Raw genomic sequence first — 14,081 nt, 5'->3', positions numbered from 1 at the left:
AGAGCAGGGTAAGGAAAAGGTCGGAGTAAAAAATTTGATGCAGATAATTCACCCTCTATTATATACGGCGGGGAAGGGTCTATTTATTGAAAAAGTCCGGAAGTAGTCTCCGGACTTTTTGTAATAGGTATAAAAAGTACATATATTAAGTTGTGAATTATCACCAAATTATCAATATTAGTACCATACAAAACATGTATGAATTAAGACAATGAGTAATTAATATGTACATTTTTTAAAATCTTTGTTTACACTGTATAACGTAGAGATTCCCTCTGATACTACCAATGACTTGAAGTCGGCTGATTTACGTGAATTTAGAAAACCACGATAGACGTAATGAAAAAGTTGGACAATTTGCTTTTCTTCCTATTTCGTTACAATTTTTATAATAGGTTCAATAATATGACATCATATGATAAAATATTCAGTGAATTCATGAAATTTAAACTACGAATTCTAAAAACAAGGAGGGCAGTGAAACGAACCATTTTTGAAGCAAAACCACGATTAACCCTGAGTAGAGGAGGCTTCTGAATGAGAAAAGTGTTCTCAATTTTAGTATTATTTGTTATGGTATTCTCTCAGTTTGGGCAGTCTGCGCTTTTTGTCCAACCCGCTGATGCTGAAAAGAAATATTTTAGTGTTTCAATGACAGAGAACATTAACGAGAACCGGGCATCTATCGACGTTTCAACACAAACAGAAATGAAAAGTATGGTAGCAGATCTTCCTGAACATGCTTCTTTTGATAAACAGGCTTCGAAGGCAGAGCAGGGAGAACTACATTATGATAAAGAGAATCATCAGGTAACGGTAACAGGAATAGACAAACCTTCAACGTTACAGGCGGATCTTGTAATGACAGATTTTTCGGAAAAGAACGAAAACATATCTCTCCGTGGTGAGATGGACGGAAGTATGACAGAATCTGAAACATATTCTATTACTGTTTCGGACGAACTGGTTGGACAAGCTGAAACAAATAGTACAGAGAAAAAACAGAAGGCAGATGAAACCCAAGCAACAAATGACAATGGCACAACGAGCGATGTGGAAGATACAAACAATGAGACACAAAATGACGATCAAATCACTCCGTTTGCGGGAAATTTGAATGTCGATGTCGATATTTCTCCTCATACAGATACAACGATTTCAGGGGAAGCCGCCGCTTATGAACTGGCTGTGAAAGTAACTGGTTCGAAAGCGGAATATACGAATGCAGGAATAACTATCGATCTTCCGATAAAGGACTATACGAGTTTTACCCAGGATACAAGTGAATTAGCCATTGCAGGCGTGAGCCCGGTCTATGAAGAAAGCACGGACCAATTAATCTATCAGTTTGATTCCATTGAAACGGGGCAGACATATGAAACGATGCTGGAGGTGGACACTGAAAACGGCACCTCGCCGAATAATGCAGAACTGGAAGCGTCGGCGTCTTTTTCTGCCGACCAGCAGTCTTCTATTACGGATAACGCAGTAGTAAACATTACGACATCAAGTGCGGTTGACGTATCCAAAAGCTTTTTGGAAGTGGAGAACAACGACTTAAATATACCATCCCCTGGAGCCAGAACGTTATGGGAAATTCAGGTTGACCTGCCGAAAAACGAAGACGGACAGATGTACATGAAAGAAGGATCACAGGTTGTTCTGGAAGATACCATACCTGACGGACTGAGCTTCGATGGCATGGAAACAGGGCCTGCTCCGCAGCAAAACGGCAAAACATTAACGTGGAATTTCGATGCACCGACATTGAATGAACAGCAGAATGCGGACACGGAGCTTTTTTCCGAGGCGGTCAGAGTATGGCTGACCGTAGATGATGGTACAACTGGTACGACACAACAGAACAATGTTTCTGCCAGTGCTACGTTTATTGACGATTCGACACAAACATCGAATGGTTCCGACCAGGTACAAATATCGAGTTCAGAAGCAGCCGATGGCGAACTGGAAGGAAATTATTATGTGCCGGCTCATATCGGACCGGTCGATGGATCAGGGGACCAGGGAAGCTTCAATAATAAAAATCCCAATCCTACGGTATATGACGATGCGCTACTCGGATTCCGTCATGGGATTGCCCCTCTGTCAGAAAGCCAGGAAGGAGACTTCGATGGCTACAATACCCTTTACAGAGTGGACGAAAACCTGACGTTTGATGAACTCATCACACCGGACAATTTTAAATACCGGCCGAGTGCCGATTATCCAAATAATATTCCATTGGATGAAGAACCGGTATTCAACATTCTTGTCAGAACCGAAAGTGCTTCAAGTGCAAGCACGGTGGTAACGGATGCAGAAAAAGGGGAAGTCTACACGCGGGAAGAGCTAGGTTTGGATCCCGGAGACAAGGTGGACAGGATAAGATATCAGTTTACTAATGCGCCATCTGGTATGCTGAATGGCAGTATGGCAAAATACTATTTTAATGTTGAACCCGGCTATACGGGAGAGGTGGAGAATACTTTTAACGTATACGGGACAGACGGAGCGGGAAACAGCTTTAACTATACCTATCATCAGGAAGATGTTGATCATATTGCCGGACCTAGAACGGCAAATATCGCTCCCGAACCAACTGACCAGCCGCCCACGGGTTATGTCGGGGTGGAACTGCTTGACCGGGATAACGGAGAAGTAGTACATGGGGAAAATCGGATGAGAATCAATCTGAACACCATCGATACATCTACGCTTGCGATGGAAGCTCCGCTTGAGACAGTCACCCTGCTTCCTCCGGGTATAACGGTAAACGACAGCCCCAACGCATCCTATACCAATACGGATGGAAGGACGAGTGCTGATAATGGGTCCTATGAGGTATTGAGTGACAACTATAATGGAAGCGGACGCCAGCTTGTTAACGTGAGTTGGAATGACGATTTCGCACGCCCGGGAACCGGGACGTCTGCTGAACTGGATGTAACCATTGCAGAGAGTGCTCCGACTTCGCTTCCATTTGATGTGTACGGTTTCTCAGGGGATCAGGCATTACAAGCCCCGGAAAGCAGTGGAACAGCCGTGACAGATACGACGCTGCAGACAGATACAGACGATTTAAATGGGGATGGAGTAAGTGAGGAGCCGCGTCTGAAATCCGGGAATCATTATATTATTCAAGGGCAGTATGATGTTCAGACTAAAAAGCTGGTAAAAGGCGAACTGGATGACAGCTTTGGTGCATTTGGAGAAACTGTACCGGATGGATCTATCGATTACAGGCTAAATCTTACAAACACGTCCGGAACGGATATTTCCTATATGACGTTCATGGATGTGATGCCTTCCGTCGGTGATCTTGGTATTACAGACAATGTGGACAGAGGCAGTCAGTTCACACCGGAACTTACGGGACCTATTACCATGCCTGCACCATGGCAGGACAAAGTGAATGTTTTCTACAGCACGGCTGAAACGCCGGAACGGGATGATTTAACGAGAAATACCGATTATCCCGAAACAACCGAAACCCTCAGCAATCCGACTGTAGCAGAAGCCCCAAACTGGATGACGGCTGGAGAAGTAGGCGACTGGAATTCCATTCACACTTTTAAAATAGAGCTGGCGGATGATACGCAGTGGATTGCCGGAGAAGATATTACCGTGGAATTCTCCATGCAGGCACCGTCCGAGTCAGAAGTATCGGAAGATGTGCTTGATCCGTCAATTGATCCGACATCCCGGGCAGCGTGGAATTCCTTTGCTCTGGCAACGGATGAAGGACAGCCTGTCGAACCATCTCGTGTCGGTGTTTATATGAATTATGATAATACGGTCGAACTGACAAAAACGGATGAAAACGGTGATCCGCTGGCCGACGCCGAATTTGCGCTGCAGGATGCAGATGGAAACAATCTTCAGACGGAGTTAACGACCGGAGACGACGGTATTATCACGGTAGAGAACCTGCAGCCCGGTGACTATCAATTTGTGGAAACCGCGCCACCGGAGGGTTACACATTCGACAAAACACCTGTAGAGTTCACTGTGAATACTGACCAAACGGAGACACTGCAGCTCTCGAAAGAAAATAGTTTAGACCTTGGTTCTGTTGAGCTGACAAAAGTAAACGGAGAAGGAGAGACGCTTGAAGGAGCAGTCTTTGAACTTCAGGACAGCAATGGAACGACGCTGCAGACAGACCTTACGACAGGAAGCGACGGAACACTGACAGTTAATGATCTGGCGCCGGGAAGCTTTCAATTTGTGGAAACGGAGGCGCCTGATGACTATGAATTGAACGAGGAACCCTTGTCCTTTGATATTGTCCCCAATCAGGAGGAGACCCTTGAAGTAACGAAAGAAAACAGCCTCATTCCAGGGACGCTTGAATTAACGAAGATTGGAATAAATGGTGAAGTACTGGAAGGTGTGGTCTTTGAACTGCAGGATGACTCTGGAAGTGTGCTGCAGGAGGGATTGACAACAGATGAGAATGGGAAACTCGTGCTCGATGACCTGACACCTGGTTCTTATCAGCTCGTCGAGACGGAAACGATTGAAGGCTACCAGCTGGACGACACCCCAGTACCATTTGAAATAGGAACCGGTCAAACGGACACGAATGAAATCGAAGTATCCAATCCACCGCTTCCGGGATCTGTTGAGCTGACAAAGACAGACCAAGAGGGTGAAACGCTGGAAGGAGCGGTCTTTGAACTCCAGGACAGCAGCGGGGAGACGCTGCAGACAGAATTGACGACCGGAACCGACGGCACCCTTACTGTTAATGACCTGGCCCCGGGTACTTATCAGTTCATAGAAACGGAGGCTCCGGAAGACTATCAATTGAATGAGGAGCCAGTACCTTTTGAAATAACCTTCAATCAGCAGGAGCCTGTAGAAGTAACAAAAGAAAACAGCCTCATTCCAGGAACACTCGAATTAACGAAAACCGGGGTAGATGGTGAAGTACTGGAAGGTGTAGTATTTGAGCTGCAATATCAATCCGGTGCTGTTATAGATGAAGGACTGACAACAGATGAGAATGGACAGCTTATTCTGGATGACCTGCAGCCCGGCTCCTATCAGTTGGTTGAGACACAATCAGTCGAAGGATATCAGCTCGATGACACTCCGGTCGAATTTGAAATAGGAACCGGGCAGAATGACGCGAACGAAATGGAAGTATCTAATCCACCGCTCCCGGGATCTGTCGAACTGACGAAGGTTGATGAAGAAGGAGAACCGCTTCCTGGTGCTGAATTTGACTTGCAAAATGCTGAGGGTGAGATTATCGAAGAAGGTCTGACCAGTAATGAGAATGGCATCGTTATGGTGGACAACCTTGCCCCGGGAACTTATGAGTTTGTAGAAACAGCGGCTCCAGACGGTTATCAACTGGCAGAAGACCCTGTTTCATTTGATATAACCTTTAATCAACAGGAAACCCTGGAAATCACACAGGATAACAGTCTTATTCCAGGGACGCTTGAATTAACCAAAACTGGAATGGATGGAGAGGTGCTGGAAGGTGTGGTCTTTGAACTGCAGGATGACTCTGGAAGTGTGCTGCAGGAGGGATTGACCACAGATGAGAATGGGAAACTCGTGCTCGATGACCTGACACCTGATTCTTATCAGCTGGTCGAGACGGAAACGATTGAAGGCTACCAGCTGGACGACACCCCGGTACCATTTGAAATAGGAACCGGTCAGACGGACACGAATGAAATCGAAGTATCCAATCCACCGCTCCCGGGATCTGTTGAGCTGACAAAGACAGACGAAGAGAGTGAAACGCTGGAAGGAGCGGTCTTTGAACTCCAGGACAGTAGCGGGGAGACGCTGCAGACAGAATTGACGACTGGAACCGACGGCACGCTTACTGTTGATGACCTCTCACCGGGCACTTATCAGTTCATCGAAACAAAGGCGCCGGAAGGTTACCAATTGAATAAAGAGCCTGTACCTTTTGAAATAACCTTTAATCAACAGGAACCTGTGGAAGTAACAAAAGAAAACAGCCTCATTCCAGGAACACTCGAATTAACGAAAACCGGGGCAGATGGCGAAGTACTGGAAGGTGTAGTATTTGAGCTGCAATATCAATCCGGTGCTGTTATAGATGAAGGACTGACAACAGATGAGAATGGACAGCTTATTCTTGATGATCTGCAGCCCGGCTCCTACCAGTTGGTTGAGACAGAAACGGTGGAAGGCTACCAACTGGATGACACCCCGATTACGTTCGAGATAGGAACGGGAGAGTCTGAACGTACACAGGTGGAAGCAGTGAATGAGCTTACCCCCGGATCAGTGGAACTAACCAAAGTAGATGAGGACAATTCGGACAACACTTTGGAAGGCGCTGAGTTTGAACTTCAAAATGAGGAAGGGGATGTCATCGAAGAAACGTTGACAACCGATAGCAGCGGAAAGCTTATGGTAGAAGGGCTCACTCCCGGCAGCTATCAGTTTGTTGAAACGAAGGCTCCGGATGGCTATGAACGAAATGATGACCCTGTTCCATTTGAAATTGAAAGAAATCAACAGGAAGCTGCGAGGGTAACCGTGGAAAATGACGATCCACCAAATGACACTCCGTCCCCGGAAGATGATGGTTCTGTTACACTGACAAAAATGTCGTCAGAAGGAACGGATGAAGCACTTGAAGGAGCAGTTTTCGACTTAGAAGAAGCCGATGGAGATGTAGTGGAAGAAGACTTAACCACAGACGGGAACGGAGAAATCACTGTAACCGATCTGGATCCCGGCAACTACCAGTTTGTTGAAACCGAAGCCCCTGACGGGTATCAGCTGGATCCGGCACCCGCAGCAGTAGAGATTGATGAGGATGAGAGAACCACCATTACGGTGGAAAATGAAGAGATCCAGGGATCTGTTCTGCTGACAAAAGTAAACGAGGAAGGAAACAGATATCTTGAAGATGCCGTTTTCGATCTTGAAGCAGACGACGGTGAAATGGTTGAAGAAAACCTGACTACCGATAGAAATGGAGAAATAGAGATAACGGATCTCGCCCCCGGCGATTACCGGTTTGTAGAGACCGAGGCTCCGGATGGTTATCAGTTACAGGAGAAGCCGATAGAATTTACCGTCGAGGAAGACCAGCAGGAAACCGTGACAGTAACGGCCGAAAATGAAGTAAAGCCGGGAGCTGTTCAGTTAACGAAGAAAGCTGCAGGGAATACAGATGAGGTTCTGGAAGGTGCTGAGTTTACTCTTGAGGAGTCAGATGGCACTGTCGTTCAGGAGGGACTGACTACTGGAACAAATGGAACGATAACGGTTACGGGTCTCGAACCCGGAAGTTATCAGTTTGTGGAAACTGAGGCCCCGGATGGTTATGAACAAACGGATTCACCGGCTGCGTTTGACATTGAAGCGGATGAAACGAGTCTGGTGACAGTGACAAAAGAAAATGAGGAAATCACGTCTCCGGGTGAACCGACAGAACCGGAAGGATCAGCGGCCCTGACGAAGGTGGATGGAACAGACCCTGATCAGCTGCTGGAAGGTGCGGAATTCACCCTTCAGACCCAGGATGGTACAGTCCTTGAAGAAGGTCTTACTACCAATGATTCCGGTAAAATCTTTGTGAATAACCTGGAACCGGGACACTATGAATTTGTCGAAACTGTGGCACCGGAAGGTTACAATCCTGACAAAGAGCCGCTGTCATTCCAAATTCAGGAGAATCAGGCAGAGACAGTAGACCTTACCTTTGAGAATGAACCTGCAACGGAAACAGATAATCCACCTGTGGAGGAAGAATCTGCAGTGATTCTAACAAAGGTGGATGAAGAGAATCATGACCGTTTGCTGGAAGGTGCTGAATTTGAACTCCAGGATGCATCCGGCAACACTATAAACTCCGGTTTGACCACCGATGAATCCGGTGAAATTAGAATCAATGAGCTGAGTCCAGGTAATTATCAGTTCGTTGAAACCCAAGCGCCGGACGGTTATACAGTCGGTAACGAGTCTGCCTCTTTCCGAATAGAAGAAGGCCAAACGCAGACAGTGGAACTAACGGTGGAAAATGAGCAGGAGAACGAGAGACTCCCGGACACATCCACTGCTATCTTCAATTATGGCCTGGCAGGTTTTTTACTACTGACAGCCGGGTTCTTTGCCCGCTGGAGGAGCAGAAAAAAAGAGTAAGCACAGATTATGTATAGGTGAAAATAATTGTAGACTGTGGATTAACTGATCCTTTTCACCTCAGAGGATGGAATATCAAAGATGTAATCCATCATAAAGAATAATCCTCCCATAACGTAAGAAGCCCTGAGCACCAGTGTCTGAATGGTGTTCAGGGCTTTTCTTTTTAATCAGACCGCTTACACATAAGATTTTTTCACCATTTTACTTCATTTTAACCTTTTCTTGTTACTTTGGACATTGTTGGAGATTCGTTCACTATAGTTAACAACGAATGTTGAAAAAAGGAATGAAAGGATGATCATATCATGCCGTTTATCGGAGAGGTCCGTTTATTTGCGGGGAATTATGTGCCGGAAGGATGGGCGTTCTGTGATGGGCAGCTGCTTTCGGTGAACACAAATGAAGCTCTGTATTCGTTAATAGGTACTCAGTTCGGTGGAGACGGGAGGCAGACGTTTGCGCTTCCGGATTTCCGCGGCAGGGTAGGTATCCATCAAGGGCAGGCGCCTGAGAGTGGAACGGAGTTCACTATGGGGAATGCGGGAGGCCGTGAAGAAGTTGTTCTGCAGACAAATCATCTTCCAAGTCATACCCATAAAGCGGCAGCCTCTTCTTCCCGCGGGACCACTTCAAATCCGGAAGGGTCTGTATGGGCGGACGCGCAGTATCTCCAGTATATCGAAACAGAACCGGATGAAACGATGGATGCCTCGATTGTTTCCTATGAAGGTGACTATGGCGCGCATACCAATATGATGCCTTATACAGCAGTTCATTATATTATTGCGTTAACCGGTGTCTATCCGTCGCGCAGTGATCAGGAGGAGGTAGAAAAACATGGAATTTAATACTTTTATCGGTGAGATCCATTGCTTTGCGTTTCCGTTTGAACCGAAAGGATGGATGTACTGCGATGGGAGACAGCTCTCGATTTCCTCCTATTACAACTTGTACACCATTTTAGGTACGACGTTCGGAGGAGATGGGACAAGCACATTTGCCCTGCCTGATTTGCGTGGCCGGACAATGGTACACGCCGGAGGAGAGGTATCTCCCGGCGAACGTGCCGGTGAAGAAACGCATGAGCTGACAATCGGTGAGATGCCGGAGCACCGTCATCGTGTGTCGGCCAGTACTGTAAACACAAATACAGCTCAGGCGGCCGGTCATGTTTGGGGAGATAACGACGGTGCTGCGTATGCTGCTTCTTCGGACAACTGGATGCGTTACAATGCCGTGGCAGAGGAAGGAGGAGGAAGTCCTCATTCGAACATGCAGCCGTATCTTGTTTCTAATTATTGCATCGCGGTGGAGGGCATCTATCCTTCCAGGGATACGACCGCTTTTCAAGCTATGGCAGGTGATATTCGAATGTTTGCCGGAACGTTTTCCCCGGCTGGATGGGAATTCTGTAATGGACAGTATCTTTCGGTCTCGGACGATACTGCCTTATATTCAGTGATACAAACGATTTACGGTGGAGACGGCAATCATGAATTCCAGATTCCCGACATGCGGAACCGGACGGCGATACATGCAGGATGCGGTAATGATGTGTCGCAGCGGAAATTGGGAGAACAAGGAGGTTCATCTAAGGTAATTTTAACCATTGAAGATATGCCCCGGCACAACCACCATATCCGGTGTTACCAGGGGAGCTCGGATACTTCTGAACCATCAGGGGCTGTATGGGCCGATGCAGGAGGTTTCTCGCCGGATAAATATACCACCGATTCTCCAGATACACAGATGAAAGAGGAGGCCTTGGCGCCGACTGGATCAAGCAGGCCGCATAACAACCGACAGCCGTTTCTCGGTGTACATTTTATCATTGCGGTTAAAGGAGAAGTGCCGCCTCGTTCTGCAGCAGAGGAGGAATCTGTATGAGAATCATTAAAAAGGGTGCAGGGATAAGCCTGTTTCTTTTATGTATAACCGGTATGGGAATCACGGCTGAAGCGAAGGCGGTTGTCCATGACTACAACGACGAACCGTTTCCGACAGATGGTGCCGATTCCTCTGTTGTTGAGGTGGATGGACACGAATTTGTGTATGAGGTTATGGAGAGGAGTTCTTCTGAAGTAGAAGGGCTGAAGGTAGATAATTATGGAGAAGCGGCATCCGGTTACGGCAATAGTGCTGTATTCCGAAACAGTACAGGAGATGCCCTTTCAATTCGGCGAAAGGATGGAGAGACTTTTCAATTTATAAGCTTGGAAGCAGGTATGGTGAACTCTCATTCTTTTTATATCCGGGGTTATAAGGATGGGGATATTGTCGAAGGTGCAGAAGTGGAGATAACAAAAGTCGACGGATTCGAAAATTATGCCTTTCCTGAACCAGTAGAAGTAGATGAGATTAAGTTGGAGCACGATCATTCTGATACCAATACACTTATATTTGATAATTTCACATTTGATCCAATGACGAACGAACCGCCGGTGATTACTTCTGCTGGTACGGTAAGCGTTGAAGAAAACGAGACAGACGTGACAACAGTGGAAGCCGAAGACCCTGATGGTGGTGACGTAACATATGGTGTTTCCGGAACGGATGCCTCCCACTTTGATATAAATCCGGAAACCGGTGAGCTTACCTTCCGCAACCCGCCGGATTTTGAGGAGCCGGCCGATGAAAATAAGGATAATACGTTTGAAGCAGTAGTCACAGCAGATGACGGGGAACATACAGCCCAAAAGGATATCATGATAGAAATGTTAAATGTTAATGATAATGTCCCGGTTATCAAGTCAGGAGCAGATGTGTCCTTGGCGGAAGGGGACACTGATGTGACGACAGTGACGGCAGAAGATGATGACGGAGACACTTTGAGCTATGGTTTGGATGGTGGTGAAGATGTTTCATATTTTGAGATAAAAGAAGATACCGGGGAGTTAACCTTAACGGAGAATTTGGATTTCGAAGCACCGGTGGATGAGAATAACGATAATAAATACGAGGTAATAGTAAGTGCTTTAGATGGAAGGTATAAAGCAACGCAAGATCTGACGGTGACAATCACGGATGAAAATGAAGCTCCGGAGATTACATCGGAAGACGCTGTGACGGTGATGGAAAATAAGGCTGACGTGACAACAGTGGAAGCTGAAGATCCGGAAGGGGACACGCTGGCCTACTCCATTACCGGCGGCAGCGATGATGCGATGTTCCGCATGGATGCTTCGACCGGGGCATTGCAATTTAAAAACACACCGGATTATGAAAGGCCGGAGGACAGCGATGCAGGCAATGATTATGAAGTAGATGTCCAGGTTGATGATGGGGACATGGCAGTAGAACAGAGCATAATGGTGGAAGTGGAAAATATCAATGACAATGCACCGGAAATCACTTCGGATGACAGTGTGCTTTCGCCGGAAGACACATCAAAAGTTATGACAGTGACAGCCGAAGATGTAGATGGTGGAGCGCTTGGTTATGAAGTAACCGGTGGCGCGGATGCGTCTTATTTTGAGATGGACACAATAACCGGGGAACTTCGTTTTAACGAAGCTCCGGATTTTGAGGAGCCGGCCGATGAGAATGGAGATAACGAGTATCAAGTGGAAGTCAAAGCAGATGACGGAGAGCTCCAGACCACTCAACAGATAACAGTTCTGGTAACCAACAAAAATGATCATCCGCCGGTAGTTGCAGAAGAAACCTTTCAAATAAACGATGATGTAACAAACGGCACGGTCATTGGTACGGTTGACGCCTCTGATGCTGATGGAGACGATGTTCATTATAAGATTGCTTCGGGTAGCAATGGGGATGTCTTTTCCATCGATAAATCCACCGGTTCGCTTACCCTGTTGGATACAGATGCACTTGAATCCGGTTCTTCTTACACGTTAACGGTCGAAGCGGATGACGGAAAGCACCAGACTCAAGCGGATATTACCATTCAAACAGAAACCGGAAACATTTATCTGAAACAACTGGAGATAAGTACCGGAGCTCTGTCGTTTGAACCCGAAACGACAAATTATTCATTACAGCTCGCCGGGGACGTGACGGAGGTTAAGGTCACGCCGTATGCCGCGGCAGATAATGAAACAATATCTGTGAACGGAAACATCGTGACAAGCGGCCAAAAAAGCGGAGGCATCCCACTTGATGCGGGAGAAAATACGATTACAATTGACGTGAGCGGAAAGAATGGGGCGAAAACAACGTATAAGCTTTCTGTAACCCGGGCTGATTCTGAGAATGAGGACGAAGATGAATCCAATGACGGAAGTTCAGGTGGAAGTGGTGGATCCTCCGGCAGCGGTACGGACAGCGACTCAGAAGGTGAGTCCGAAGACGTCGGACCGGAAGGCGGTTCTGTAGAAATGGATGGAATATCTTTGTCTCTTCCGGAAAACGCTGTGAGCAGGGACGAAGAAATTACGGTAGAACGGGTTACAGAAGACCTTCCGGAAGAACAACAACCAGAAGGACAGATTATAATGAGTGACGTCTTTCAGCTGAAAAAAGAATCAGAGGCGCCGTTTGATAAGCCGGTGACAATCTCCGTTCCCTATGATAAGGATAAAGTCCATCCTCTGCAGCAGAAAGTCAGCCTGTACGGACGGAATGAAGAGAAAGAATGGATGGAACTTGACGATATTGTCATTCAGATTGAAGATGGCGTCGTAACCGGAAAAACCAATGAAGCCGTCACCGTAGCTGTGCAAGCTTCTGCGCCGGGAGAACGATATATGGATGAATGGCGATTGTCTGCTCTTCGATTTTTATCCATGATTCAATAACATGCATGCTGGAAATAACAGATCCTTACGCAGGGTCATCTCTCAAAAGAAACAGACCGTCCCATCGGTAAGGTGGGCGGTCTGTTTCTTTAACTGAAATCGGGCAGCCCCCGCTCTTAAAGCGGCTGTTGTACAGGATCGTAAATGTTAGCGCACCTGCGGTTCCTTTCTCAACTGACCAGCTGAAAGGTCTTAAACACACCGAATAATCTCGTTTTTTGAAACCAGGTTGTCGGTCAATAATCAGACTTATAACCAAAAAGCCGTTCATACAGCCGGGGACGTATGCTATTCCGCCTATTATCAAAACAGCCGCAGGCTGGGTTACCACACGGTCTAAATCTTCTATCCAGGGCAGAGATAAGTAGACCACAAATATAATCCAACATACAGCAAAACTATGACTTAACCAGAATGTTGCCTGAACTGGTATATAAAATATTTTATGAGCGGTTTGTTTCCTTTGTGAGTTTCTTGATGTTTTCATTTATATGTTCTCCTTGATCCTGATTCAGAAGTGTCTATCTAATCATCAATTATCTACTATTCGTATACTATACCCTCTGAAACTGTATAATTGCTGACAGGAAGAGCCAGCAAGAAAAATATCTCGTACTCATTTTTTCAGAAGCCTGCAACGAGATGGTCTTGGAATACATGAATAGGCGTGCCGGTTAAAAGTAGTACACAATGAATGAAGTAACATAGATTCCGTTTCCCCTGTCTTTACCTATTATACTGAGCAATGTTGAGAACAATCCGCAACCGCTGCCCCAAATGCGGCGGGTTCGGAGCCCGTCTTCCGTTCTATGTATCAAACAGCCGGGACGTTTGACTACAGATTTTGAGGTTAAGGGCGATTTCTCTTGAATGCATCATTTTCTCGTACTAATATAAGTAGATGTGTGATAAAAAATGGAGATTCTCAGTGACACGCGACCTAACGATACCAGCATAGTTGACGAAATGGGTGACAAGTTAAATTCCTGTCTTCCCGCCCATTGGAAAAGGGGAATCAGCTCAGTGATTCGATTCTAAAAAGCTTTGCCAAAAAGAATTTTTAAAAAGTGTTGACTATGATTTGGGAAGCTGATAGTATGGGTTTTGTCGCTTTGAAAGGCGGCATACAAACTGCCCTTTGAAAATTGAATGAAAGTCAAGCGTCTGTCAATT

At 46.3% G+C, this 14,081-nt stretch carries 5 protein-coding genes; 4 read left to right on the top strand and 1 reads right to left on the bottom strand.

Going from position 1 to position 14,081, the window contains the following annotated elements; genetic code table 11:
* Positions 1–537: 537 nt before the first annotated feature.
* From ACFSUB_RS15960 to ACFSUB_RS15945, 4 genes are all read left to right on the top strand, one after another.
* Positions 538–8,148 carry a SpaA isopeptide-forming pilin-related protein gene (locus tag ACFSUB_RS15960; protein WP_380714282.1) on the top strand — a complete coding sequence of 2,537 codons (7,611 nt, stop codon included), beginning with the start codon at positions 538–540 and terminating at the stop codon, positions 8,146–8,148.
* A gap of 308 nt (positions 8,149–8,456) precedes the next feature.
* The gene (locus ACFSUB_RS15955; RefSeq protein WP_380714281.1) at positions 8,457–8,999 is read left to right on the top strand and encodes a phage tail protein; all 543 of its coding nucleotides are present in this window, start codon (positions 8,457–8,459) and stop codon (positions 8,997–8,999) included.
* Complete coding sequence (locus ACFSUB_RS15950) at positions 8,989–10,038, top strand: phage tail protein (RefSeq protein WP_380714280.1); 1,050 nt, start codon at positions 8,989–8,991, stop codon at positions 10,036–10,038. The genes ACFSUB_RS15955 and ACFSUB_RS15950 overlap by 11 nt, the downstream gene beginning before the upstream one ends.
* The gene (locus ACFSUB_RS15945) at positions 10,035–12,908 is read left to right on the top strand and encodes a cadherin domain-containing protein (protein ID WP_380714279.1); all 2,874 of its coding nucleotides are present in this window, start codon (positions 10,035–10,037) and stop codon (positions 12,906–12,908) included. The genes ACFSUB_RS15950 and ACFSUB_RS15945 overlap by 4 nt, the downstream gene beginning before the upstream one ends.
* Positions 12,909–12,933: 25 nt before the next feature.
* Here the strand turns inward: ACFSUB_RS15945 and ACFSUB_RS15940 are convergent, their stop codons facing one another.
* Complete coding sequence (locus tag ACFSUB_RS15940; protein WP_380714278.1) at positions 12,934–13,395, bottom strand: hypothetical protein; 462 nt, start codon at positions 13,393–13,395, stop codon at positions 12,934–12,936.
* Between the last annotated feature and the right edge of the window lie 686 nt (positions 13,396–14,081).

It is taken from the genome of Salibacterium lacus, assembly GCF_042684865.1.
Taxonomy (GTDB): domain Bacteria; phylum Bacillota; class Bacilli; order Bacillales; family Marinococcaceae; genus Salibacterium; species Salibacterium lacus.
This window is presented reverse-complemented; position numbering and strand designations above follow the sequence as displayed.

Excerpts from the sequence above, each read along its gene's own strand:
- ACFSUB_RS15960 (WP_380714282.1), top strand. The coding sequence starts at position 538 with ATGAGAAAAGTGTTCTCAATTTTAGTATTATTTGTTATGGTATTCTCT.
- ACFSUB_RS15955 (WP_380714281.1), top strand. The coding sequence starts at position 8,457 with ATGCCGTTTATCGGAGAGGTCCGTTTATTTGCGGGGAATTATGTGCCG.
- ACFSUB_RS15950 (WP_380714280.1), top strand. The coding sequence starts at position 8,989 with ATGGAATTTAATACTTTTATCGGTGAGATCCATTGCTTTGCGTTTCCG.
- ACFSUB_RS15945 (WP_380714279.1), top strand. The coding sequence starts at position 10,035 with ATGAGAATCATTAAAAAGGGTGCAGGGATAAGCCTGTTTCTTTTATGT.
- ACFSUB_RS15940 (WP_380714278.1), bottom strand. The coding sequence starts at position 13,395 with ATGAAAACATCAAGAAACTCACAAAGGAAACAAACCGCTCATAAAATA.